Here is a 26341-nt window from a genome sequence, read left to right as displayed (position 1 = left end):
CCTCCTTACTTTCGTGAATGTCTTGTTTAGTATATTCTATGTTTAGTATCTTCTATGTGTGAAATATGATGTTTATATAAGACTTGGTTAATCTCTTTAGAGAAACCATAATAATTCTTATTTGTATGAGCAGCGATATTAAACTCACCGTTATCTGTATTAATCCAAATACGCCTATGGTTAATATATGATCCAACGGCTAAACCTAATAAGAAAATAACGAAACCTGTAAATAATATTGGAAGTGTTAAGTCTTTCTTCACTGCCAACACTGTTGCCCATTGATTTGTTGCATTGGCAAATTTCACATCGTATTTATTATTTTTAGATATATCTTGTGATTCTTTAATTCTTAAGAAACTAAATTCTGATTGTTTATCTTTATCAGTTACTTCAAACACAAAAGCTGGATTATTTGGATTTGGAGATTTAGTTGCAAGAACACCATTTTCTATTTTTTCGTAATCTGGTGCATAACTTCTTAACTTAACTGTTAAATCATCTGTAATTTTATAAGTCTTTTTAGGACTTTCCAAATTGACTGTAAATGGTTTCCCGAGTGCTTTACCGTCTTTTGTTTTTAAGTTAAATGTCATATCTTTTAACAACGAGTTGTCGAAGCTGCTTTGGTAAAATTGTAAGTGATCATATTTCAATGGATGATTGACTTTAATTGAACCAGAAGCGACTTCTTTTAGATTAGCATCTGACCCAATGACTTCTTCTTGACTGTTTTTATACAAAGTAGCTTTTGTTTCGTAGTTCTTAGCAATTTTGTTTAAACTTGGGTCAATTGATTCAGGGTTTGTATTGGATTGAGATTTTTGATCATACTCTTCATATATAAAGTCGTTATTTTTTATATAATAGCCTCTATCTGTACCAGGAACTGGCTTCGTTTCTCCTTCTTTCACATAGACCATATCATCTAAGTAAAAGCCAGGTAAGAATCTTAACATTGCCCCAAATAATAAAATGATTAAACCAGTATGGTTAATATAAGGACCGTATCTAGATAAACGTCCTTTTTCAAGTAAGATATGATTCCCATCTTGTTTAACTTTGTATCTTTTATCTTTAAAAGATTGACTTATTTCATCTAGATTAACTTGATCATCTGAATGTAAGTTTAATCTTTGACGTTTATAGAATGAACTGTGCTTTTTCGTTCTTTGATTTTTCAAAGATTTATGTAAAGGTATCCCTCTATCAATACTTGATGTAATAATAGAGAACGCTACTAAACCTAACAGAATTAAGAACCACCATGAACTATATAAATTGTGGAATCCAAGTTTATAATATAGTAAACCGAGAGAACCATAATGTTCATAATAATATTGTTCTGGATTCACATTCATTGGAATGAAATATTCTTGTGGGAATATAGTTCCAATTGAAGCTGCAATAACCGTTAATACGAGTAAAGTAACACCTGTTTTGATTGAAGCGAAGAAATTCCATATGCGATCTAATATTGTTCTGTTTTTTGTTTTCGAACGTATCGCTTGCCCATCGTAACGCATAACGTCGGTTGTCTTTTTCTTATCATAGTCGTCATTTATTAAGCGACCACAGTTTAAGCATAATTGAGTTCCTTCTGGGTTCTTATGCCCGCACTCACAAACAATTTGCTTGTTGCTCACTTTAAATCCCCCTCTATTTCACTTTGACCTTTTCCATTTCTTCTATGATTTGCTTTTTAGAAAGTTCACCAGTATGCTTTGTTTTTATTTTACCATCTTTATCAACCGTTATCGTAGTTGGTAATGGATTGATACCGTATGCATCTGTTACTAAATTATCGTTATCCATCGCAACTGTAAATGTTGGTGTTTCTTTTAATGAACTTAAATATTGTTTGATTTGTTGAGGATTATTTCTGACATGTATCGCAACGACTTCAACACCTTTGTCTTTATAGTTTTGATATTGTCTTTCTAACTCAGGCATTTCACGTTTACAAGGTTCACACCAAGTCCCCCAAAAGTTAATTAAAACACCTTTCCCACGTAAATCTTTTAAATTAACCTTTTTCCCATCAACTGTTTGGAGTTCAAAAAGTGGCGCATCATCTCCAACTTGCGCTACTTTATCCTTATCTTTCGTAAGACTGGACCATACTGTAAATATAATTGCAATTAAGATTACTGCCGTTATAACAATTTGGAGTACAGTCTTCTGTTTTTTCTTCATTTAAAATCCTCCCTAACACAATAAAAAAACCATACATATGCAATGTTATGGTGTTTTGTCTAGTATATCATGACTAAAAAGCAGATTAGTGGCATTATTGTGAACGTTTACAGATTATTTACCATCTTGTGCCAAATGTCTTAAAACTTTGATTTCATGAGGTGATAACGTTCTGCCCTGTCCAGCATTTAAGCCTTTTAAGTTAAGTGGCCCATATTCTACTCTCGTAAGTTTATCGACTTCATGTCCAAAATGACTAAACATTCTTCTAACCTGTCTATTTCGACCTTCCGTAATCGTAATTTCCACATGCGTTACATTACGCTCTCTGTCTTGACTTTTTACTTTTACAATTGCAGGTTGTGTCAATCCATCTTCTAGCTGTATACCTTTTTCTAATTGTTTAACTTCTTCTCTTAGTAAATAGCCTTTTAATTTTGCTACATATTTCTTTTGAATTTTATAACGAGGATGCGTCATTAAGTTTGTAAACTCACCATCATTCGTTAAAATTAATAAACCTGATGTATCATAATCTAATCTACCAACTGGAAAAATTCTCGTCTTAATATCTTTAAAATAATCCGTTACAACCGCTCTTCCTTTATCGTCAGATACACTTGTAATTACTTTTGTTGGTTTATGGAATAGAATATATAGTTTATCCGGCATTTCTAATGGAATACCTTCTACTTCGATATAATCAGAATCTTTCACTTTAGTGCCAAGTTCTGTTACTTGTTTATGATTAACATATACAAGCCCTTCTTCGATTAATTTTTCTGCTTTTCTACGTGACGTATAGCCACTTTTCGCAATAACTTTTTGTAATCTCTCTAATTCTTCACTCATTATGATTGCTCCTCATTGTTTTGTTTTTCGTTCATGCTACTAAAAAACAAATCCATTTCTTCTTGTTCATTTTCTTCATTTGTTGATTTCGGTAATTCGTCTAAAGAAGTCAGTCCAAATACATTTAAAAAGTAATCTGTCGTATACAATAATTGGCTTCTAGATTGATCGTTATGTTTCGATTCAACGACACCTTTCGCAATTAAAGTCTTAACAGAAGCATCTGAATTCACACCACGAATCACTTCTATATCACTTCTCGTAACAGGTTGATTATATGCAATAATAGATAATGTTTCTAACGCTGCTTGTGATAATTTTGTATTCATATTATCTATCATTAATTTTTCAAGATATTGATGCATAATTGGCTTTGCTGTAAGAATGCATTTATTACCGTAAAAAATAATTTGTAATGTTTCGCGATCATATTCATTTGCTAAATCTTTTAATTGTGATGGTGTTAATTCTAATAACTCGCATAACTGATTAACTTCAATGCCTTCATCACCTAATGAATATAATAATCCTTCTAATAATCCTAATTTACTCACTGACATAATTCACGCCTCGATTTATTGTTATTTCTCCAAATTGATATTGTTGGAATACATCAATTTGTCTTAATTTCATCATTTCTAATATTGCCAAGAACAACGTTACCAATACATTTGTAGATAAATCAGATGGTAATGTCTCGAAAAATTTATAACTCTTATGTTCGGCAAGTTGTGCTTGTATTGAAGCAGTTGCCATTTCAATCGTATAACTATCCTCGTTAACGGTAACATTCTGTGGTTTATTAAATCTCTGTCTACGTTTAGTACGTTGGTATGCAATAATTAAATCCGTCATATCTAAATCTAAAGGTGTACGTTTGTCATGAACGGCTTCAAATTTGGATAAATCTGCTGGCTTTTTGATGAATATTTGTTCTCTGTCTTGCTTTTTATGATTTAATAATTCAGCATATTCTTTATAATTTTGGTATTCGATTAATTGTCTAACTAAATCGTCCCTTGGATCATCTTCAAATTCATCAATATCTGATGGTTGTGTAGGTAGTAATAATTTGCTTTTGATCATCAATAACTCTGATGCCATCACTAAATATTCACTCGCTACATTTATTTCTAATATTTTCATTTGATGTATATAACTTAAGTATTGCTCGGTTAGTTCCTTCATTGGAATATCATAAATATCTATTTCATATTTTTGTATTAAATGAAGTAATAAATCCAAAGGTCCTTCAAAGGCATCAAGTTTTACTTCATACATTTAAAACTTCCTCATTTCTATTCCTTTTACGTGCATAAATCTAAAAATTATTATACCATGATTACGTATAAATATTCTATGTTGAGAGGGACTTTAAATGGAAACACAAATAATGTCATTTCACTATCATTTCCATGTCTTAAGACATTATTTTGAATGTCACGATATATTAGAAGATCATTGGAAAGATCAAACTCAATTTAGTAAACATGATGCAATTGTAAGTTTAATATTGTTCTCGACAGCGTGTTACCACTATAGACGTGATAATACGAAAGGCGCACTAAAAACTTATAAAAAAGCATTACAAATTGTAGAATTAAATGATGACTTTAGCCATCTAGGTATTGAAAAAGCATCGTTTCAATCTTTAATTCGTTCACAAATCATGCGCATTGAGCAAGGTCATCCTTATGAAAACATTCAACTCCCTTTAACAGATGCAAGCTATCGTGCATTAGAAAGTACTTTTGATGATTTTGAATTTAACTATAATACAGATGTATCAGATTATATTAAACATCATCATCTACTAAGAGATCGTACTGAAGTGATAGAAAGTCGAATTTCAGCATATAAGCAACGTCACGCTAGACAATAAATAACCAATAAATGAGTCCCCACGCGACAGCAAATGTTAATAAAATTGCTAAAGTGACATATTTTTTTGATTCATTTTGTTGTTGTTTATTGTTCTTCATTTTTCTTCTCCTTCTTGGCTCTAGGGTGATATGTTAAATACATCTCGCGTATTTGTTTCTTAGAGATGTGTGTGTAAAGTTGTGTTGTAGAAATGTCGGAATGACCGAGCATTTCTTGCACTGCCCTCAAGTCTGCACCATTTTCAAGCAAATGCGTCGCAAAAGAATGCCTTAAAGTATGAGGTGTTAAAGTTTTCGTTATCCCTTTTTCTAAGCCGATTTTTTTTAATATTTTCCAAAATCCTTGTCGCGTTAAAGCTGTACCACGTGCATTTAAGAATAATATATCTGTAACATGTTTCTTCAATAAATTTGGTCGAACTTCCTGGATGTAGTTTCTTAATATGCCCATTAAATGTTCACCAAGCGGTACGATGCGTTCTTTATTTCCTTTACCAAACACTCTAATAAATCCCATTGTCAAATTGACGTCTTCTACATTTAATTGAATCAATTCACTTACACGAACACCTGTGCCATATAAAAGTTCAAGCATCGTACGGTCTCGTTCATCTCTAGGATTTGTAATATGTGTAAATGTTAAGAGTTGATTTACTTCATCTTCACTCAATACATCTGGAAGCTTTTGTTCGTATTTAGGTGTTTCAATCAATATCGTTGGATCCTTAACGGCATATTTTTCTCTAATCGCAAATTGATGAAAGCTTCTAATCGTCGCTGCCAATCTCGCAATTGTTTTAGCAGACTTACCTTCTTGTTTAAGATGTGCAAAATATTTTTGTATCACTATTCGATTAATGTTGTCTATATGACTAATTTTATGTTCAGTTATGTATTGGTTATATTGTTTTAAATCTCTTTGATACGATTGGATTGTATTTTGACTCAAACCTTTTTCTAACCTTATAAAATCTATAAACTCATTTATGATTTGTTCCATGAATTCACCTCATTGTTGTCATTATTTTACCATAAAAAAAGACATCACTAAAATCAGTATAAAACTTCATTTAGTAACGTCCATTATAGATTTATTCTTCGTGACATCTATGACAAATACCATGAAAAGTTAATCGATGGTCTAAAATTTTAAAGTTAAATTCTTTTTCAACACGACGTTCTACGTCTTCTAATAAATCTTCTTCGATTTCATCGACTGCGCCACATTCCATGCATACCATATGGTGGTGAAAATGTTTTGCCCCTTCTTTTCTTAAATCGAATCTAGCAACACCATCACCAAAGTTTATTTTGTCGACTACTTTTAATTCTGCTAATAGTTCTAACGTACGATAGACAGTTGCGAGACCAATCTCAGGTGCCTTATCTTTAACTTTTAGGTAAACGTCCTCTGCACTTAAATGATCGGCTTCATTCTCAAGTAATACTCTAACTGTCGCTTCTCTTTGCGGAGTTAGTTTGTAGGAAGCTTTGTGTAATTGTTCTTTCACACGTTGTATGCGTTCTTCCAACTTGACACCTTCTTTCTAAAAAATAATCATTATCAATTAGTAATGTATTCGTATACTAAAATACCAATAATCTTCCCAAAAAGCAAGAATAAATATCATTTTATTTAGAATGATTATAATTTAATAATAAGTATTGGAAGGCAATCATTGTTTTGGCATCTTCAATTTTATGTTCTGATAATAATGACTGTATTTGTTCGATGGGAATTTTAGTTAAATTTAAGAACTCATCCTCATCTAAATTCACTTTTCCTTCTTTTAAACCTTTCGCGATATAAATACTTACTTTTTCATTACAGAACCCTGGACATCCATATACTTCACCAATGAGTTCGAGTTCGTCTGCAACGTATCCTGTTTCTTCTTCTAATTCTCTCAGTGCAGCTGACTCACGTTCCTCACCTACTTCTAATTTGCCAGCAGGAATTTCGATTAAAGTCTTTTCCATTGCTTTTCTATATTGTTCAACCACTAATACTTCATTGTCTGGTGTTATTGCTAATACAGATACTGCACCATTATGTAATACGACTTCGCGTTCGCTCGTTTGGCCATCTGGAAGCGTTACTTGATGTTTTTCCAGCTTAATAATACGACCATCATATATCGTTTCTTTCGAAATCGTTTCTTCAGTTAGTTTCATTATAAGTGTGCCTCTTTTCATTAAAATAATTTATCTGGTAAACTTAATAAATAAAGTGTAGCGAAAGGAGCTTCAATATGCAAAAGAATACATTGAAAAGTGGCATTGAAATTTCAGAAGTCGGATTAGGTTGTATGAGTCTAGGAACTGATATCAACCATGCAGAAACAATTGTTGATGAAGCAATCAAACAAGGTATCACATATTTTGATACTGCGGATTTATATGATTATGGTGAGAATGAAAAAATCGTAGGACAACTTTTGAAGAAATATCAAGATCAACAAGATATTGTCATTGGATCAAAAGTCGGTAATCATTTTGATAAAGATAAACAAGAACACTTTTGGGATCCTTCAAAAGAACACATTATGAAAAGCATTAAAGAATCTTTACAAAGATTAGATTTTGAACAATTAGATTTATATATGTTACATGGCGGTACGATTGAAGATAACAAAGATGAAACAATAGAAGCATTTGAAAGATTAAAAGAACAAGGCCTTATAAAAGCATATGGTATTTCGTCAATTAGACCTAATGTTATTGATTATTATTTGAAAAACAGTAATATCGAAACAATTATGATGCAGTTTAGTATATTAGATAATCGTCCTGAAAGTCTTTTAGAAAAGATTAACGAACATGGCGTCAAAATATTAGCAAGAGGTCCTGTTTTTAAGGGGTTATTAACTCATAAATCAAACGAAGTATTAGCTCGTAAATTTAAAGATGGCTTACTTGAATACAATTATAATGATTTATCCGATACCATTTCTCAACTGAATAAAGAATATGATGACTTATCAAATGTTACATTTAATTATTTGAAATCATTTGACGCACTTGGCTCTATTATTACAGGTGCAAGTTCACCAGAGCAATTAGCTGAGAGTATCCAAAGTTATAATGGAACATTATCAGAAGATCAAATTAAGCACGCTCGTTCAATCGTTAAAAATATTGAATACACAAATGACTTAGTTTAAAAGTAAAGAGTCTGGGAGAAAATTAATATTCCCAGACTCTTGTTATATTTTTTTACTTAAAAAACTTTGTTTAAATAATTTTTCAAATGTACGAGGTGCTAATTGATAAAATCTCAATCCTAAATCCATCCATTTTGGTTCATTTATTTCAATTTTTCTTTTAATCATACTTTTAACAATTTGTTCGCTTAAATCTTCTACATTAAGTTGTATTTGAGATGTGAGCTTTTCAAAGTTACCTGTAGGGTCTGCTTTAGTATGAAATTGTGATTTGAAAGGTCCCGGATTGACATTAAGTACATGTAAATCTTCGCGTTCAAGTCTTAAAGCATTTGTGAAACTACTTAAAGCTGCTTTTGACGCTGCATAATGGCTACCGTATGGCGTTGTTACTTTAGAAGAAATCGATGATATATTAATGATTGATGCCCCTCTTTTTAAATAAGGTAATATACGATTCAGAAGAATAATTAAATTAACGAGATTCGTATGATAAATGTCCTTAATTTCCTCATTTGTATGTGCCTCGTTAGATTTAAAGTAACCTAACCCAGCGTTATTAATAATCCCATCATACGTATTTTTCTGTGCAAGATTAAATTGTTCGACTTGCGCGGTGTCATTCATATCTAGTATAAAGACTTCTTTAATATTTTTATATGTCGTCATTAAATGATTGGCTTTATCCTTATTTCTTACAATTATAGAAACGTAAGCACCATGATTATTCAATGATTGTATCAAGCTCTCCCCTAGTGAACCTGAGGCACCAGTTAATAAATAATGTTTACCGATCATTTAACTCATCCTTTATTCATTGTTATGTATAATGTATCATAACACTTCAAAAAAACTAAATACGATACAAGCAATTTTGACATAAGATTATATTTCTTTATAATTAAAATGAATTCATATGGAAGTGAGTGATATTATTATGAAAATTGTGTTTTATGGATCTGGTAATATGGCAAACGCGATATTCACTGGAATTGTTAACAGTAAGTCGATTGAACCTGAAAATATTTATTTAACAAATAAGTCGAACCAAGAAGCATTGGAAAGTTATCATGAAGCTTTAGGCGTTAGCTATAGTTATGATGATGAAGAATTGTTGAAAGATGCAGATTATGTATTCTTAAGTACAAAACCTTATGATTTCTTAAAATTAGCTGAACGCATTAAACCTTTCATAACGAGTGATAATAAATTCATTTCAATTATGGCTGGTTTACCAATTAGTTATATTAGAGATAATTTACAAGCTGATAATCCAATTGCTAGAATTATGCCAAATACGAATGCACACGTTGGTCATTCAGTAACAGGTATTAGTTTCTCTACAAACTTTGATCCTAATTCTAAGCAAGAAGTATTGACGCTTATTGAAGCTTTCGGTACAGCATTAGAAGTTAAAGAAGACCATTTACACCAAGTGACAGCTATCACTGGTAGTGGACCTGCATTCTTATATCACGTATTTGAACAATATGTAAATGCTGGTACTAAATTAGGCATTGAACAATCTCAAGTTGAAGAGTCTATTAAAGAGTTGATTATTGGTACTGGTAAAATGATCGAACGCTCTGATTTAAAAATGGATCAATTACGAAAAAATATTACGTCTAAAGGTGGTACAACGCAAGCTGGTTTAAATGCGTTAAGCAACCATGACATTGAAGCTATTTTCTTAGATTGTTTAAACGCAGCTGTTAAGAGAAGTATCGAACTTGCAGAAGCGGATGAAGATTAATTAAATAAGTTACAAAAAAACATCTCATCTTAAAATACATATAAGATGAGATGTTTTTTATATTTGAAATTGGTCATAATCTTTTACAAATTTAAAGTCATGATTTACAGCTGAACGCAATGTGGCTTCAACTGTTTGAATATCTTCTAATTCATATCGATTAGATAAATGTGTGAATAGACCTTTTTTTACATTAACATCAGTCATTAATTGAAAGACATCTTCAATATGACTATGATAATAAGAATTCGCTAATTTTTTATCGCCTTCGATATACGTTGTTTCATGAACAATAACGTCTGCATCTTGAGCAAGGATATGTTCGTTTTGACATGGCATCGTATCACCAAAGATTGTAATCACTTTGCCCTTTTTCTTAGGACCTTTGAAATCTTTAGATTGATAAGTTTGATTTTCGTATTCAAAAGTTTCGTTTGCTTTTACTTCTTGATATTTTGGTCCTGGCTCAATTCCGATTGCTTTAAGTTTTTCAACATCAAGCTTCCCTTCAATATCAGGTGCTGTGATGCGATAACCGACAGATAATATACCGTGTTTTAAAGGTAAAGCTTTAATATGAAAGCCATCGATATTAAGTTCGGTTTCCGTGTTGAATTCATTTACTGTTATCGGATAATTTAAATTTGATTGAGAAATTTCTAATGCCGTTTGTATAAACTTTGCTATACCTTTAGGGCCAATTATTGTTAAAGGTTTATCTTTACCACCTTGGAAGGAACGACTTGTTAATAATCCAGGTAATCCAAATATATGGTCACCATGTAAGTGCGTAATAAATATATGACTTATTTTGCCAAGTTTAATGCCAGTATGTAATATTCGATGTTGAGTTGCTTCACCAACATCAAATAACCATAGTTGATTGACGTGAGGTAGGCAATTAAAGGCAATTGATTGTGTATTTCTTTCTTTAGTCGGTAATCCGGCACTTGTGCCTAAAAATGTGAGTTCCATCGTCTTCCTCCTTACGATATTATTATAACATGTATCGTACAATGATTTATAAAAATACATAAAAATGATGATGATTATACAACTTACTGAATAAATTGAAAATTTAACAGTTCAAATGGAAGAATATCAATCACTAACATGTTATAATAATTAATATTGTAAATTGTGAAAAAGTTAGAGAATCGAGGTAAATAAATGACAACCGAAACTAGAAATATTCCATGCTTAATTACAATATTTGGGGCTACAGGTGATTTAAGTCACCGTAAATTATTCCCATCTATTTTTCATTTATATCAACAAAATCAATTAGACGAGCACATCGCAATAATTGGTGTTGGTCGAAGAGATTGGACTACTGAAAAGTTCAGAAATGAAATTAAAGCTTCAGTAGAGAAACATGTACAGAATACAGACAAGTTAGATGAATTTATGGAACATGTGTTTTATCAATCGCACGATGTTAGTGACCCTTCTAGTTATGAAGAATTATTAGCTTTTTCAAATGAGTTAAATGAACAATATCAATTAGAAGGTAATCGATTATTTTATTTAGCAATGGCACCTCAATTCTTTGGAACTGTTACAGATTTCTTAAAATCTTCAGGTTTAACAGATACTGACGGTTTCAAACGTTTAATTATCGAAAAACCTTTCGGCACAGATTTAGCATCTGCTGAAGAATTAAATGAACAAATTAGACGTTCATTTAAAGAAGAAGAAATTTACAGAATCGACCATTATTTAGGTAAAGATATGGTACAGAATATCGAAGTGTTAAGATTTGCGAATGCGATGTTCGAACCATTATGGAATAATAAATATATTTCTAATATTCAAGTAACATCATCTGAAATATTAGGTGTAGAAGATCGTGGTGGATACTATGAAAATAGTGGTGCATTAAAAGATATGTTCCAAAACCATATGTTACAAATGGTTGCTTTATTAGCAATGGAACCACCTATTAGTCTAAACAGTGAAGATGTTAGAAATGAAAAAGTAAAAGTATTGCGTTCAATTAGAGCATTAGATGAGTCTGAAGTTAAACAGAACTTTGTTCGAGGACAATATGATAAAGGTCAAATTGAAGGCGAAGAAGTTCGAAGCTATAGAGAAGAAGATAAAGTAGCAGAAGACTCTAATACCCCTACTTTCGTTGCTGGTAAAGTATTGATAGATAATTTCAGATGGGCTGGCGTTCCATTCTTTATTAGAACTGGTAAAAGAATGAAGAAAAAAGGTATTCAAGTCGTTGTTGAATTCAAAGAAGTACCAATGAATTTATATTATCAACGTGATTCAGAACTAGAATCTAATTTACTTGTCATTAATATTCAACCTAATGAAGGTCTTTCACTACATTTAAATGCTAAAAAACAAGTTCAAGGTATAGAAACAGAACCTGTTCAATTATCATACGCAATGAGTGCACAAGATAAAATGAATACAGTTGATGCATATGAGAACTTAATCTTCGACTGTCTTAAAGGTGATTCAACAAACTTTACGCATTGGGAAGAATTAAAAGCAACATGGAAATATGTAGATGTGATACAAAATGTGTGGGACAATGATAAAGCACCGTTCCCTAATTATAGAGCGGGTACTAATGGACCGATTAAGAGTCAATTATTATTGTCTATTGATGGATTTAAATGGTGGGACGATATTAACTAATCTTTCTGCCAACAGGAGTGACTGAACATTGGAAGTAATTAAAGATTTACAAAGAGCAATTGTGTACATTGAAGATCATCTATTGAGCGATATCGATTTACAAACTTTGAGCGATCACGTTGAAAAGTCCCCTTTTCACTTGAACCAATCATTTACGATGGTTATTGGTATGACACCTATTGAATATCAACTTGCTAGAAGAATGACTGAAGCGGCGTTTGATATTTTAAGTGGTCATTCACGTATTTTAGATATTGCCTTAAAGTATGGATACAGAGATGCACATGCATTCGCTCATGATTTTAATGCATATCATGGCATAAGTCCGCTACAAACGAAGACACATCAATCTATGCTTAAAATTAAAAAAAGAGTCTCTATTAAATTAACTTCTACAGAAACAGAACCGTTAAATTATTCATTACAATACAAAGATGATTTAAAGTTAGTAGGAAAAAATCATCATTATCATTCAAATGAACTAGATAATCATTTTTTAATACCTGACTTATTAGAAATGTTATTAGAGAATAATTACATAGAAGACTTTATTAAATATAATGATGTTAAACCTAATCAACTATTCGTTATTCGAAGACCACTTGTAGATGGACTCGAAGTATTTGTAGGTGTTCCTAGTGAAAGATATCCAGGTCATTTAGATAATTACTATTTACCTGGACATCATTTTGCGACGTTTAATTTACAAGGTGAATTGGATTTTGTAGTGAGTGAAGCTTGGCATCATATTGAAAATCAATGGCAACTTAAAATGCCTTATTTGCATGATGATTTTTATGTTGAGGTTTACCCTCTTGATGTTAATTTTGATCAAGAAACTTCTAAAGTACAACTTTGGATACCTATTGATCATAAAAGAATGAATTAAAAAACAACCCGCTATCTCTTGAAGATAACGGGTTGTTTTGTTATATCTTATTATTTAGTCCATTCAGTATGGAAAATACCTTCTTTGTCTTTACGTTCATAAGTATGTGCACCAAAGTAATCACGTTGTGCTTGAATTAAGTTGGCAGGTAAATCTTCTGAACGGTAACTATCAAAGTAATTGATTGCTGAAGAGAAACCAGGTGTTGCGATTCCTGCTTTGATTGCAGTAGCTGATACTTCTCTTAATGAACCTTGATATTTTGCAACGATATCGTTGAAATAAGGATCTAATAATAAGTTTGTTAATGATGCATCATTATCGTAAGCGTCTTTGATTTTTTGTAAGAATTGCGCACGGATGATACAACCCTCTCTCCAAATCATAGCTAACTCACCTAATTTTAAGTTCCAGTTATTTGTTTCACTAGCAGTTTTCATTTGAGCAAATCCTTGTGCATAACTACAGATTTTACTCATATAAAGTGCTTGTCTGATTTGTTCTAAGAATGCTTCTTTGTCACCATCAAACTCCGTTACTTCTGGATTAAACGCTGTGCTTGCTTTAACTCTTTCATCTTTGAATGAAGAAATAAATCTAGCAAATACAGATTCAGTAATAATTGTTAATGGAATACCTAATTCTAAAGCATTAATTGAAGTCCATTTACCAGTACCTTTTTGTCCAGCTTTATCCATAATTTTTTCAACTAATGGTGTACCATCTTCGTCTAATTTATTAAAGATTTCGCCTGTGATTTCAATTAAATAACTTTCTAATTCGCCAGCGTTCCATGATTTAAACGTTTCAGCGATTTCTTTATGATCCATGTGTAATACACGTTTCATTAAGTCATAACTTTCAGCGATTAATTGCATATCTGCGTATTCAATACCGTTATGCACCATTTTTACATAGTGACCAGCACCGTCTGGACCAACATATGTTACACATGGAGAACCGTCGCTTGCTTTTGCAGAAATGCTTTCTAAAATTGGTGCTACCAATTCATAAGCTTCTTTCTGACCACCAGGCATAATTGAAGGACCAGTTAATGCGCCTTCTTCTCCACCTGAAACACCTGTTCCAATGAAGTTTATTCCACTTTCATCTAAGTATTGATTTCGACGAATCGTATCTAAATAGTTAGTGTTTCCGCCATCGATAAGGATGTCGCCTTTATCTAATAATGGTAATAAGCTATCGATTGTTTTATCTGTTGCTTCACCAGCTTTTACCATAAGTAAAATTTTTCTTGGTTTTTCTAATGAATCTACAAACTCTTCGATTGAATAGTTTGGATGTATATTTTTACCTTGTGATTCTTCAACCATTTGGTCGACTTTCTCTTTTGAACGGTTATACACTGAAACTGAGTAACCACGTGATTCGATATTCCAAGCTAAGTTTTTACCCATTACAGCTAAACCAACTACACCTATTTGTTGTGTCATGAAATTAACCTCACTTTTTTTCATTTTCTAGTACATTTTAACATAGTTTGAATACGTTTTTCGTCTATAAAGTCTTTAATTTCAAATGAATGCGTTTACATACTGAATTTTTATGCAAGTTCAGCAATTGCAACGATTTGTTCTGTAATTTTTTGTAATTCTTCAACTGGCATACGTTCATTTGTTGTATGAATATATTCATAACCAACACCTAAAATAACAGTAGGAATTCCGAATCCGCTAATAACATTTCCGTCAGATCCGCCACCTAGTTTAACAAGGTCTGCTTTACGTCCAATTTTTTCAGAAGATTTAACAGCTAATTGAACAACGTCGTCTTCTTCAGTTAAATTAAAGCTTGGGTACATAATTTGTACATTAACTTCTGCAGTACATCCAAATTCTTCAGCAGTTTTCTCGAATGCTTCTTTCATATGTGTGACTTGTTGGTTCATTTTTTCATCATCTAAAGATCTAGCTTCTGCTAAAATATATACATGATCACTTACGATATTAGTTGCTGTTCCACCTTCGAATCTACCGATATTAGCAGTTGTTTCTTCATCGATACGTCCTAAGTTCATATGACTAACAGCTTTAGCAGCAATATTAATAGCAGAAACTCCTTTTTCAGGTTCTAATCCAGCGTGTGCTGTTTTACCTTTAATAATAGCTTCTATTTTAGCTTGTGTAGGAGCTGCTACAACCGTTGTACCTACTTTACCTGGTGCATCAATAGCAAAACCATATTTCGCTTGAATATCATCAGGATTTAACGCTTTAGCACCAACTAAACCAGATTCTTCACCTACTGTAATGATAAATTCGATATCACCATGTTGAATATTGTTATCTTTAATAACTTGAATAGCTTCTAAAATTGCAGCTAAACCAGCTTTATCATCAGAACCTAAGATTGTTTCACCTTTAGAATAAATGTAACCATCTTCACGTAATTCAGGTTCAATATTATTACCAGGCGTAACAGTATCCATATGGCTTGTAAAATAAATCGGTGTCTTGTTAGAATCTTCACCTTTTAATTTACAAATTAAATTACCCGCACCATACCCAGTTTCACTTTGAGAGTCATCCTCTTTAACATCTAAACCTAAATCCGTAAACTTTTGCTTTAATAAGTCAGCAATCTTTCTTTCATTTTTAGATTCAGAATCTACCTTTACAAGTTCCATAAAAGTATTTAATAATCTTTCTTCATTAATCATGATAGTCCCTCTTTTCATTTATTTAAATATCTCATAATCTAGTGTATAATAGTTGATAAATATATACAAAACTAATGTTTAAAGAGAGGGTTATCATGGGAAATAAGAATGTACGTAAAATCATAATCATCGTAATGTTAGTAGCAATCGTAGCTGCACTTGTATTATCAGGTATCTTACCATTCCTATTAAATTAATAATATAATTCAAAAGCGCTATCTCATGATGAGAAGCGTTTTTTGTTTTGGGTTATAGCCGGAAAATTAGCTATGTTATGGCTTAAGTTCATCATTAAGCTAAGAGATTCAGTATTTCGTAGCTTAAGTCTATTATTAAGCCAAGAGTTTGGGTATTTCATAGATTAGGTTTCAAACTTTAAGTCATCTCCCCCACTATATACACAAAAAACGCAATGCTGTATTGCATTGCGTTTTTACTTCTTAAGGCTACCGAATTGTGATTTGATTAGTAAGTATTCTTCTACTTCGTTTAATAGTTGAAATAGTGTTGCGATACTTTCTAATTCTTGATGTGATTTTGGTAGCTCGATAGATTGTAATTTTATTTTTATGTCATATAGGTTATGCAATCTCATGAGTGAGTAATCGTTACCTTGTACGTTTTGTGATACTTCTAATAACAATTGACTACATAAATGATGTGCATGCTGACTGTGTTGCATGGATTCGATTAATTTTTTCATTCTTTTTAATAAAGTTAATTGTTCTTCTCTCATATCAAAATAATGATAGTAAGAGTTCTCATTTCTCACAAAATGATTTTTAACTTCTCTAAATGCTAATGATTTAGCTTTTCTAATATTTTCTGAAACGATATCGAATGACGGTACATTAATCTTCTTATTTGGATCTTGTAAGCATTGACTATAAATAAAGGTTATTAATATAAAGTCGTCTTCTATTTTGCGCTTATAGTTGTTAAGTTTATAATCTAAACTTGGCATAAACATATTCATGATTAAAGCTATACCGATACCGATTAAAAGTAATAAAATTTCATTTATGACGACATTCATATCAATCGTTTTAGCCATATACAGATGAAGTATAATAACACAGCTTGTTACAATTCCTTCTTGTACACCAATCATGACTGTTACGGGTATAAATAAAAGCACCATAATACCAAGTATAATAGGCGTACTTCCTAAATAAGTGAAAAATACTGAACCTATCAAAATTGCTATTAAACATGCTATAAATCTATATATTGCAGCTTCAAATGATTTAACTCTTGTATCCTTAATACATAATACAACAAGAATAGCACTGGATGCATAATTATCTAAGCCGATTAACCTAGAAAGGATGACAGCTAATGTCATCCCTAGGGCAGTTTTTATTGTTCTGTATCCTATTCTGTACGGTTTTATTTGCATAAGAAATGAACCGTTCCTTTACACTTCTTCGCAATACTCTTCAAATAGTGCTTGAATGTTTGTAATAACACTCATTGGATCGTGACCTTCGATTTCATGTCTTTCAATCATTTTGACAATTTTGCCATCTTTTAGAAAAGCAAATGATGGACTTGATGGTGGATAACCTTCGAAATAATCACGTGCTGTTTCTGTTGCTTCTTTGTCTTGACCTGCAAATACAGTTACTAATTGATCTGGTAATTTATCATAGTGTAACGCATGTTGTGCTGCCGGTCTTGCGATTCCGCCTGCACATCCACAAACTGAATTAACCATAACAAACGTTGTACCTGGTTTGTTGAAAGTTTCTTCAACTTCTTCTTTAGTTGTTAATTGTTTGTATCCAGCCGCTTCTATTTCATTTCTCGCAGAATTGACTACGTCGTTCATATATAAATTGAAATCCATTTCCATAAAAAAGCCTCCTGTAATAATAGATAAGTCTATTTTACAGGAGATTTAAGGGTAAAACAATGACAAGGTTTTATTAATATATAGATGTGTTCTCGATTGTCATACTTTGTAATCTTTCTTTTACATATTTTAAGAATTCACCGGCCATTAGACCATCTAATATTCTATGATCAATGGATAATGATAAATTAACCATATCACGAATACCGATCATATCATTGACAACTACAGGTCGTTTCACAATTGATTCAACTTGTAAAATAGCAGCTTGTGGATGATTGATAATACCCATTGATGATACTGAGCCAAATGAACCCGTGTTATTGACTGTGAATGTACCACCTTGCATATCTTGAGAAGTTAATTTATGCTTTCTTCCTCTAGTTGCAAGATCATTAATTTCACGAGCGATACCTTTAATTGATTTATCATCAGCATTTTTAATAACAGGTACATATAATTTATCTTCACTAGCTACTGCGATTGAAATATTAATATCTTTATGAATTTTAATTTCATCGCCTGCCCAAGTACTATTTAACATCGGATATTTTTTCAATCCTTCTGCAACAGCTTTTACGAAGAATGCGAAGAATGTTAAGTTATAACCTTCATTTTGTTTAAAAGATGACTTATGATGTTGTCTTGTTTTAACAAGTTCTGTAGCATCAACTTCGACCATCATCCAAGCATGTGGGATTTCATGAACACTTTGCAACATTTTATTCGCAATTGCTCTTCTTACACCATTGACTGGAATTGAATCGCCAGGTAAAGAAGACGTTTCTGGTTGAGCTGTGTTTTGAGCAATTTCTTGAGTTGGTGCATCTACTTGTTTAGATAATGCATCTTCAGTTGGTACACCATTTTCAATCGCATTTAAAATGTCTTTTTTAGTTACTCTTCCTAAATTTCCAGTACCTTTAACTTTATTTAAATCAATATTATTTTCACTTGCTAATTTAAATACAACAGGTGAATATTGACCGTTATTCATTGGTCCTTCTTGTGGTTCATTAGAAACAGGTGTTTCAGTTTTTGCAGGTTGATCTTCTTTAGTTACGTCTGGTTCAGTTTGTTCATCAGAACCATTATTGTTATCCTCTGATGATTCACCTTCAATGTCCATTGTACAAATAACTGTTCCAACATCTACTGTTTCACCAGCTTCGACAATGATTTCTTTAATTGTTCCATTAAATATTGAAGGTACTTCAGCTGTTACTTTATCTGTTATCACTTCGCACAGTGCATCGTACTCTTCAATTGTGTCACCTGGTTTAACAAGCCACTGTTCGATTGTACCTTCATGAACACTTTCTCCAAGTTTCGGCATCTTTACGTCCATAATTTAACCTCCTAAAATTCAGCTAATGTTCTCATTTTTTCTTCTATTTTCACAGGATTCATCATAAAGAAATCTTCCATTGGTGGTGAAAACGGCATAGCTGGTACGTCTGGACCTGCAAGTCTTGCAATTGGTGCGTCTAAATCAAATAAGCAATTTTCAGCTATTATGGCAGATACTTCACTCATAACACTACCTTCTAGATTATCTTCAGTTACTACCAATACTTTGCCAGTCTTTTTTGCACAATTAATAATTGTTTCTTTATCTAGTGGATATAATGAACGTAAATCTACTATTTCTGCATCTATACCTTCAGTTGATAATATTTCAGCTGCTTGAAGTGCGTAATTTACACATAATCCATAAGTGAATACTGTAATATCTGTACCTTCTCGTTTAACATCTGCTTTATCGATTGGGACAGTATAATATTCTTCAGGAACTTCTTCTTTTAATAGTCTGTATGCTTTTTTATGTTCAAAGTATAATACAGGGTCATTATCTTCAATTGCCGCAAGAAGTAAACCTTTAGCATCGTATGGTGATGATGGAATGACAACTCTTAAGCCTGGTGTTGAACAGAATATACTCTCAATACTTTGAGAATGATATAATGCGCCATGAATTCCGCCACCAAATGGACTTCTAATTGTTAAAGGACAATCCCAATCATTATTAGAACGGTATCTTATTTTTGCTGCTTCATTGATGATTTGGTTTGTTGCCGGAACGATATACTCTGCAAATTGAATTTCAGATACCGGTCTTTTACCCATCATAGCAGCACCAATTGAAGCACCAACGATATTTGATTCTGCTAATGGTGAATCAATTACACGTCCTTCACCATATTTGTTGTATAAATTTTTAGTTGCGCCAAATACGCCGCCTTTTAGACCAACATCTTCGCCGATAACAAATACGCTATTATCATTTTCCATCGCTTGGTCCATTCCTTGATTAATCGCGTCAAGATAGGATAACTTAGGCATTCTTTTCGCCTCCTTGATCATATACATGTGTTAAAGCTTCTTCCGGTAATGGATAAGGTGCTTTTTCTGCATTTTTAGTAGCCGTATTGATTTCTTGTTTTATTTCATCTTCAATTTGGCTGAACCATTCATCGTTTGTAACTTGATGTTCAACTAAATATTCTTTGAATTTAATCATACAATCATTTTCTTTTTCTTCTTTCATCTCTTCTGCTGGACGATAATTATCATCATCATCTGAAGAATGAGGTGTTAAACGGCTACATAATGCTTCAATAAGTGTTGGTCCTTCACCATTAATTGCACGTTCTCTTGCGCGTTTTACTGCTTCATAAACAGCTATAGGATCATTACCATCCACTTGTTCACCAAATGCACCGTAACCTGCAGCTCTTGATGATAAATCATCTGTTGCATACTGTAAGTGACTTGGTACGGAAATAGCATATTTATTGTTTTCAATAATACAAATAAATGGCAACTTATGAACACCAGCAAAGTTCATTGCTTCGTGGAAATCACCTTGACTGGTACTACCTTCACCTAAAGTAGCAAGTGCAATCGCTTCTTTGCCATCCATTTTAAGTGATAAACTTGCGCCAACTGCATGTAATACTTGAGTTGTTACACAAGAACCTTGCGTTAAAATAGATAAATCTTTTTTACTAAAGTGAGATGGCATTTGCTTACCACCACTTGAAGTATCACCTTGTTTAGCAAATGCAGCTAACATAGATTCTTCTGCAGAAATACCGCGTGCTGTAACTAAAGCTAAATCTCTATAGTAAGGTGCTAATACGTCTTCGTCTTTTAGTGCATAATATGTGCCAATTTGTGTTGCTTCTTGACCTTGACAACTAATAACAAACGGTAGTTTACCTGCTCGGTTAAGTAGCCACATTCTCTCGTCAATTTTTCTACCTAATAACATCCATTTATAAATTTCTTTTAAGTCTTCATGCGTTAATCCGACAGTCTTATAATCTAACATCTAATCTCTCCTCTTTAGACGTGAATAGCACGATTCTCAGATTTTAACCCTAGTTCCATGAGCACTTCTCCAATTGAAGGATGTGCATGTACAGTAGTTGCTAGTTCTTCAGTAGAGCCATTCATAAATGTAAATAGAGCTGCTTCATTAATTAATTCAGTTACTTTTGCACCAATCATATGAATGCCAAGCACTTTTTCATTGTCTATATCTTTAATTAATATACATTCACCAAGTCCATTATTTTCGATGACGGATTTGCCAATCGCTTTAAATGGTACATTGAATTTTTTGAAATTAATATTTTGCGCTTTAGCATCCTGTTCAGTCATCCCTATCGAAGCAATTTCAGGATTTGTATATATACATCTTGGTACTGTTAAGTAATCTAATGTGATAGGATTTTGATCAAACATGTGCTCTACTGCAATAGTGCCTTCTTTTGTTGCAACATGTGCTAATTGATAATTACCGATGACATCTCCAACCGAATAAATATGTTTATCATCTGTTTGATAAACGTCATTTGTTAGTATATAGCCTTTTTCATCGGTCTTTATTTTTGTGTTGTTCAATCCTAAATCTTCAGTATTCGGTGTCCTACCAACTGCGACTAATACTTTTTCAAAAGTTTGTTGCTCGTTTTGAAGTGTGACATCTACATGTTGATCATGTATATTGACATCTTGTTCAGATAAAGGACAATTCTCATGAATGGTTATGCCATTTTCTTCAAAGCTACGTTTAATCGTTTTACTGATTTCTCGTTGTTCGTTAGGGATAATAGATTGCCCAGCTTCTACAACTGTTACTTTTACACCTAAATCATTTAGTAAAGATGCAAATTCAAGTCCAATTACACCGCCACCGATAATTAACATGCTTTCAGGCAACGTTTCTAATTGCATCATATCATCACTTGAAATGATGGTTTGATGGTTAAACTTTAAGAATGGTAATTCAATTGGTCTTGATCCTGTTGCAATTAATACATGTTGATTAACGAGTAGTTCTGATTCGCCATTTTCAAATTCAACAGATACAGTTCCAGCTTGAGGCGAGAACAATGAAGGTCCTAGAATTCTGCCATTACCTTCGTAAATGTCAATTTTGTATTTTTTCATCAAACTTTGTACACCATTGTACATCGTAGTAACTGTTTCATCTTTCTTAGCAACAACATCCGTCATTTCAAAATCAGCTGAAGCAGTTTTAATACCATATGCGTTTGAATGTTGTATGTATCTTAAAATTTCTGCAGTTTTTAAATATGATTTTGTAGGTATACAACCTTTATGTAAACAAGTTCCACCTAACTTAAATTTCTCTACAATTGCGACTTTTTTTCCTAGTTGAGAAGCACGAATTGCTGATACATAGCCTGCCGTACCACCACCTAGAACAACTAAATCATATTCTTTAGACATAGTATTACTCCTTATTCATATGACTTGGTACTAATTTTACCGTGTAAGAGGTCCATTACGCCAATATTTAAGGCGTGCATTTCTTTTTCTCCTTTATATATAGTAACATTTTGTAGCCAAGATACATATTGTTTTACTTTATTTGTGATATATTTTGAATAACTTAATCCGCCAGTAATGATAATTTGATCGATTTGACCTTCTAAAACGACCGCGCAAGACCCTATAGATTTAGCAATTTGATAACACATGGCATCTAAGACAAGTTTAGCAGTTTTATCGCCATTTTCCATCATTTGTTCTACTTTTAAACAATCATTTGTACCAAAATATGATAATAACCCAGAATTTTTACTTAATTCATTATTAGCTTCTTTAGCATTTAAATCGTGATCAATAACCCATTTAATTAACGCATCATTCGGAATGGAACCAGCTCTTTCAGGACTAAATGGACCCTCGCCTAACAAGCCGTCATTAACTTCGATGACTCTTCCTTTTCTATGAGCACCTACACTTATACCGCCTCCAAGATGTGCGACGATGACATTAATATCTTCATATGCTTTGTTTGTATCAGCTGCATATTGTTTAGCGACTGATTTCTGGTTTAATGCATGGAAGATACTGCGTCTTTCAATACCTTTTATGCCAGTAATTCTTGCTTCAGGTATTAATTCATCTACGACGACTGGATCAACAATATATGCCTGTATATTTAATTCTTTAGCAAATGTATAGCCGATAATACCACTTAAATTTGAGGCATGAAATCCATATTTAAAAGATTTCAAGTCTTGATACATGATGTTATTAACATGATATGTTCCACCTTGTATAGGCTTTAAAACACCACCCCTACAAGCAATAGCATCTATTGCTTGTAGTGAGATATGATGTTGGTTTAATGAGTTCTTGATACTTTCAAGTCGAAACAGGACTTGATCAATTAATGGAAGATTAGTTTGATCGATATCATGTCTGATAACATCTTCAAATAACATATCATAGTTATTAAATACTGCAACTTTAGATGATGTGCTTCCTAAATTAAGTACAAGAATTTTTTTCATTATTTTTTACCTCTAGAAATGATAGATCTTTCAGTTTTTAAGAAATTACTTCTTACATTCATCAGTTGTTCAATTCGTTCTTCAGCTAAAATTTCAGCTGCACGTGCAGTAGTAATTTGATCTCGTTTACTAATTTCAAATACTTTATCCATTTGGTCATAAATTTTTTCAATATTTGAGATAGCACGTACTTCATTGTATCCATCTAATTCATCCGCAACGTTGATAACACCACCAGAGTTAGCAACGAAGTCAGGTGCATATACAATACCTTTATCTTCTAATTGAGCACCGTGTACATCTATGTCTTGTAATTGGTTGTTTGCACTACCACATACGACTTTAACTTTTAAACGTGCGATAGTATCATCATTTAATACGCCACCTAAAGCACAAGGTGCAAAGATATCAGCATCTACATCATAAATATCATTAATTCCTACACTTTGAGCGTTGAAGTCATTTACAACTCTATCAACTGGATCTTGGTTAATATCTGTTACAACTAATTGAGCGCCTGCTTCATGTAAATAACGACATAGTTCGTAAGCAACGTGTCCAACACCTTGAACAGCAACTGTTTTCCCGTTTAAGTCATCTGTTCCAAATGCTTCTTTAGCTGCGCGTTTCATAGAAACAAATACACCTAATGAAGTTTTAGGACTTGGGTTCCCACTAGATTGGTGATTTTCAGATAAACCAACTACGTAATCAGTTTCTTCAAAGATAATATCCATATCGTCTTCAGTCGTTCCTACATCTTCAGCAGTAATATAACGACCATTTAAACTTTCTACATATCTACCTAAAGCTCTAAATAAAGCTTCTGATTTATCTTTTTTAGGATCTCCGATAATAACTGTTTTACCGCCACCTAAGTTTAAACCAGCTGCAGCATTTTTATATGTCATACCTCTTGATAGGCGTAATGCGTCATTAATAGCTTCTTCTTCACTTTCGTATGGCCACATTCTACAACCACCAAGTGCTGGTCCTAATGTTGTATCATGGATCGCAATGATCGCTTTTAATCCTGAACTTTTATCGTGACAAAATACTATTTGCTCATAGTTATATTTTTCTATCGTTTCAAATAACATAATAATCCCCTTTTCAACTTTTATATAATAACTTCATTTCTAATTTTACATGAAATGTTTTATTTATCAAATAAATTGACGAAAAATGATAGCGCTTACAAAAAGTAAAAATTTTTAGAAAATTCAATCTTTATTGATATAAAAGCATTGTAAGCTCTTTCAATACTTTGAAATAAAGAGTATAGTTATTAATTTGTTATTATAATATACTAAATAAGCATTAACGCACTACATATAGAATGAAATTTATCTTGTGATGAATCTGATCTAGAAGTTAAAATTATGGGTATTTTTGCACCAATTATAACAGATGCTACATCGGCATTCGATAAATATACGAGTGATTTATATAAAATATTGCCACTTTCAATTTGAGGGACGATTAAACCATCAACATTACCTGAAATTTTTGAATCTATTTTTTTAATAATGGATGCTTTTTTATTAATTGCAGCATCAAATGCAATTGGACCTTCTATTTCAAGATCTGGTTTTTCTTGATTAAAATAAGACACGACTTCATTTGCATCAACCGACGACTGCATTTTCGGATTCACATTTTCAATTGCAGAAAGCACCCCTATTTTAGGTGAGTCGATACCAATTTTTTTGAGCGAATAAACTAAATTCGATGTGATTTCAATTTTTTGTTCGATATTTGGTGCAATGTTCATCGCAACATCTGATACAGTTAACATCTTGTGATATTCAGGTATATTAAATATCGCGATATGGCTCATTCTATAGTTGGTCTTCAAGTTATATTTATCTTTTAATACTTCTTTCAACAATTCTGATGTTGAAATTAACCCCTTCATAATTAAGTCAGCTTTTCCATCTGCTACAACTTGTACACATTGAGATACAGTATGTTCTTCGTTGAGTGTTTGAATAATTTCTATTCTATTTAATTCTTCATGTGTTAAATTAAATGACCTGATCAACTCATCTTGTGGTCGTTCATCAAACAACATGAACCTAGCTTTTGTATGTTTAATCGCTTTAACAATTGCTTTAATGACACCTTCATCATTAGATTTACATACAGCAATTGTAGCTGATATATTTTGACCGTTTTTTATCATATCTTTAAAAAGCATTTAATCCCCTCCTATTACTATCATAATCAAATTGTACCGTTTATTCCATTTTTTCAATGTTTACTTTTACTCATTATCTCATATATAATATAAGTTATTAATTAATAGGAGTTTTAACTTATGCAAAAGTATATTGCATTACTCATTTTGGTGATACCAGGTATCATTGCAGGACTAGGTATTAAATGGATGAGAGATGCTGTTTTCGGACAACTTGTTCCACAATTACATTTTATTTGGTTACAGTTTTTATTAGGCTTTATCTTCTTTGTATTTGGTGTAGTATTCATTGGGGGTTATATACTACATCGTGAAAAGAAAAATAAACGCGCACAAGAACATTTTATGAAGAAACAAAACGCCAAAAAAAGAGACTAGGC

General features: G+C 32.3%; 28 protein-coding genes. 7 read left to right on the top strand and 21 right to left on the bottom strand.

The window, feature by feature from the left end:
• Window positions 1-26: 26 nt before the first annotated feature.
• The 5 genes from resB to MUA60_RS07570 form a co-directional block, all read right to left on the bottom strand.
• Window positions 27-1646, bottom strand: coding sequence for a cytochrome c biogenesis protein ResB (gene resB, locus MUA60_RS07590; protein WP_262650524.1), 1620 nt, complete (start codon window positions 1644-1646; stop codon window positions 27-29).
• A 13-nt stretch (window positions 1647-1659) separates the two neighbouring features.
• On the bottom strand, window positions 1660-2196 hold the full coding sequence (gene resA, locus MUA60_RS07585; protein ID WP_058592335.1) for a thiol-disulfide oxidoreductase ResA: 537 nt from the start codon (window positions 2194-2196) through the stop codon (window positions 1660-1662).
• Window positions 2197-2310: 114 nt separating this feature from the next.
• Entirely contained in the window at window positions 2311-3048 is a 738-nt protein-coding gene (locus MUA60_RS07580) for a pseudouridine synthase (protein WP_262650522.1), read from the bottom strand.
• Window positions 3048-3608, bottom strand: a complete 561-nt coding sequence (gene scpB, locus MUA60_RS07575) for an SMC-Scp complex subunit ScpB (protein ID WP_037588190.1) — start codon at window positions 3606-3608, stop codon at window positions 3048-3050. Before scpB ends, MUA60_RS07580 begins: the two co-directional genes overlap by 1 nt.
• A complete protein-coding gene (locus MUA60_RS07570; protein WP_262650520.1) occupies window positions 3595-4329 on the bottom strand; it encodes a segregation and condensation protein A in 735 nt (244 codons plus the stop codon). The genes scpB and MUA60_RS07570 overlap by 14 nt, the downstream gene beginning before the upstream one ends.
• Window positions 4330-4426: 97 nt before the next feature.
• Between MUA60_RS07570 and MUA60_RS07565 the strand changes: the two genes are divergently transcribed.
• Complete coding sequence (locus MUA60_RS07565; RefSeq protein WP_262650518.1) at window positions 4427-4930, top strand: DUF309 domain-containing protein; 504 nt, start codon at window positions 4427-4429, stop codon at window positions 4928-4930.
• 86 nt (window positions 4931-5016) lie between these two features.
• Here the strand turns inward: MUA60_RS07565 and xerD are convergent, their stop codons facing one another.
• The 3 genes from xerD to MUA60_RS07550 all read right to left on the bottom strand — a co-directional run bounded on the left by xerD (window position 5017) and on the right by MUA60_RS07550 (window position 7106).
• Complete coding sequence (gene xerD, locus MUA60_RS07560) at window positions 5017-5931, bottom strand: site-specific tyrosine recombinase XerD (protein ID WP_262650516.1); 915 nt, start codon at window positions 5929-5931, stop codon at window positions 5017-5019.
• Window positions 5932-6022: 91 nt separating this feature from the next.
• Window positions 6023-6463, bottom strand: a complete 441-nt coding sequence (gene fur / locus MUA60_RS07555; RefSeq protein WP_025907044.1) for a ferric iron uptake transcriptional regulator — start codon at window positions 6461-6463, stop codon at window positions 6023-6025.
• A 100-nt stretch (window positions 6464-6563) separates the two neighbouring features.
• Window positions 6564-7106, bottom strand: a complete 543-nt coding sequence (locus tag MUA60_RS07550) for an NUDIX hydrolase (protein WP_262650514.1) — start codon at window positions 7104-7106, stop codon at window positions 6564-6566.
• A 77-nt stretch (window positions 7107-7183) separates the two neighbouring features.
• Here MUA60_RS07550 and MUA60_RS07545 point away from each other — a divergent pair, with 77 nt between their 5' ends.
• Window positions 7184-8095, top strand: coding sequence for an aldo/keto reductase (locus MUA60_RS07545; protein ID WP_262650513.1), 912 nt, complete (start codon window positions 7184-7186; stop codon window positions 8093-8095).
• A gap of 42 nt (window positions 8096-8137) precedes the next feature.
• Here the strand turns inward: MUA60_RS07545 and MUA60_RS07540 are convergent, their stop codons facing one another.
• Complete coding sequence (locus tag MUA60_RS07540) at window positions 8138-8893, bottom strand: SDR family NAD(P)-dependent oxidoreductase (RefSeq protein ID WP_262650511.1); 756 nt, start codon at window positions 8891-8893, stop codon at window positions 8138-8140.
• Window positions 8894-9032: 139 nt separating this feature from the next.
• Here MUA60_RS07540 and proC point away from each other — a divergent pair, with 139 nt between their 5' ends.
• Window positions 9033-9848, top strand: a complete 816-nt coding sequence (proC, locus tag MUA60_RS07535; RefSeq protein ID WP_262640936.1) for a pyrroline-5-carboxylate reductase — start codon at window positions 9033-9035, stop codon at window positions 9846-9848.
• A gap of 57 nt (window positions 9849-9905) precedes the next feature.
• Here proC and rnz read toward each other — a convergent pair whose 3' ends face one another.
• Entirely contained in the window at window positions 9906-10823 is a 918-nt protein-coding gene (rnz, locus tag MUA60_RS07530) for a ribonuclease Z (protein ID WP_025907037.1), read from the bottom strand.
• Window positions 10824-11018: 195 nt separating this feature from the next.
• On the opposite strand from rnz, the gene zwf reads away from it, so the two are divergent.
• Both zwf and MUA60_RS07520 read left to right on the top strand, forming a co-directional pair.
• On the top strand, window positions 11019-12503 hold the full coding sequence (gene zwf / locus MUA60_RS07525; protein WP_262650508.1) for a glucose-6-phosphate dehydrogenase: 1485 nt from the start codon (window positions 11019-11021) through the stop codon (window positions 12501-12503).
• A 28-nt stretch (window positions 12504-12531) separates the two neighbouring features.
• On the top strand, window positions 12532-13392 hold the full coding sequence (locus MUA60_RS07520) for an effector binding domain-containing protein (RefSeq protein WP_232174181.1): 861 nt from the start codon (window positions 12532-12534) through the stop codon (window positions 13390-13392).
• 50 nt (window positions 13393-13442) lie between these two features.
• On the opposite strand, the gene gndA is transcribed toward MUA60_RS07520, so the two are convergent.
• Window positions 13443-14846 carry an NADP-dependent phosphogluconate dehydrogenase gene (gene gndA / locus MUA60_RS07515; RefSeq protein ID WP_262650506.1) on the bottom strand — a complete coding sequence of 468 codons (1404 nt, stop codon included), beginning with the start codon at window positions 14844-14846 and terminating at the stop codon, window positions 13443-13445.
• Window positions 14847-14956: 110 nt separating this feature from the next.
• Window positions 14957-16072, bottom strand: a complete 1116-nt coding sequence (locus tag MUA60_RS07510; protein WP_262650505.1) for a M20/M25/M40 family metallo-hydrolase — start codon at window positions 16070-16072, stop codon at window positions 14957-14959.
• Window positions 16073-16167: 95 nt separating this feature from the next.
• On the opposite strand from MUA60_RS07510, the gene prli42 reads away from it, so the two are divergent.
• Window positions 16168-16269 carry a stressosome-associated protein Prli42 gene (gene prli42 / locus MUA60_RS07505; RefSeq protein ID WP_150527395.1) on the top strand — a complete coding sequence of 34 codons (102 nt, stop codon included), beginning with the start codon at window positions 16168-16170 and terminating at the stop codon, window positions 16267-16269.
• 236 nt (window positions 16270-16505) lie between these two features.
• On the opposite strand, the gene MUA60_RS07500 is transcribed toward prli42, so the two are convergent.
• The 9 genes from MUA60_RS07500 to MUA60_RS07460 form a co-directional block, all read right to left on the bottom strand.
• Window positions 16506-17471 (bottom strand): aromatic acid exporter family protein, encoded by a 966-nt coding sequence (locus MUA60_RS07500; protein ID WP_262650503.1) that lies wholly within the window; start codon window positions 17469-17471, stop codon window positions 16506-16508.
• 18 nt (window positions 17472-17489) lie between these two features.
• Window positions 17490-17927: a BrxA/BrxB family bacilliredoxin gene (locus MUA60_RS07495; RefSeq protein WP_025904925.1), complete on the bottom strand. Its 438-nt coding sequence runs from the start codon at window positions 17925-17927 to the stop codon at window positions 17490-17492.
• 73 nt (window positions 17928-18000) lie between these two features.
• Window positions 18001-19275: a dihydrolipoamide acetyltransferase family protein gene (locus tag MUA60_RS07490; RefSeq protein WP_262650502.1), complete on the bottom strand. Its 1275-nt coding sequence runs from the start codon at window positions 19273-19275 to the stop codon at window positions 18001-18003.
• Window positions 19276-19286: 11 nt separating this feature from the next.
• Window positions 19287-20270, bottom strand: coding sequence for an alpha-ketoacid dehydrogenase subunit beta (locus tag MUA60_RS07485; protein WP_262650500.1), 984 nt, complete (start codon window positions 20268-20270; stop codon window positions 19287-19289).
• A complete protein-coding gene (locus MUA60_RS07480) occupies window positions 20263-21261 on the bottom strand; it encodes a thiamine pyrophosphate-dependent dehydrogenase E1 component subunit alpha (RefSeq protein ID WP_025904928.1) in 999 nt (332 codons plus the stop codon). Before MUA60_RS07480 ends, MUA60_RS07485 begins: the two co-directional genes overlap by 8 nt.
• A gap of 14 nt (window positions 21262-21275) precedes the next feature.
• Window positions 21276-22688, bottom strand: a complete 1413-nt coding sequence (gene lpdA, locus MUA60_RS07475) for a dihydrolipoyl dehydrogenase (RefSeq protein ID WP_262650499.1) — start codon at window positions 22686-22688, stop codon at window positions 21276-21278.
• 11 nt (window positions 22689-22699) lie between these two features.
• On the bottom strand, window positions 22700-23761 hold the full coding sequence (gene buk, locus MUA60_RS07470) for a butyrate kinase (protein ID WP_262650497.1): 1062 nt from the start codon (window positions 23759-23761) through the stop codon (window positions 22700-22702).
• Window positions 23761-24861: a Glu/Leu/Phe/Val dehydrogenase dimerization domain-containing protein gene (locus MUA60_RS07465; protein ID WP_316964789.1), complete on the bottom strand. Its 1101-nt coding sequence runs from the start codon at window positions 24859-24861 to the stop codon at window positions 23761-23763. Before MUA60_RS07465 ends, buk begins: the two co-directional genes overlap by 1 nt.
• A gap of 209 nt (window positions 24862-25070) precedes the next feature.
• Window positions 25071-25961, bottom strand: coding sequence for a phosphate acyltransferase (locus MUA60_RS07460; RefSeq protein ID WP_262650495.1), 891 nt, complete (start codon window positions 25959-25961; stop codon window positions 25071-25073).
• A gap of 120 nt (window positions 25962-26081) precedes the next feature.
• Here MUA60_RS07460 and MUA60_RS07455 point away from each other — a divergent pair, with 120 nt between their 5' ends.
• The gene (locus MUA60_RS07455; protein WP_025904933.1) at window positions 26082-26339 is read left to right on the top strand and encodes a DUF2627 family protein; all 258 of its coding nucleotides are present in this window, start codon (window positions 26082-26084) and stop codon (window positions 26337-26339) included.
• Window positions 26340-26341: the final 2 nt, after the last annotated feature.

The sequence above is a fragment of the Mammaliicoccus sciuri genome (assembly GCF_025561425.1).
Lineage (GTDB): Bacteria > Bacillota > Bacilli > Staphylococcales > Staphylococcaceae > Mammaliicoccus > Mammaliicoccus sciuri_A.
This window is presented reverse-complemented; position numbering and strand designations above follow the sequence as displayed.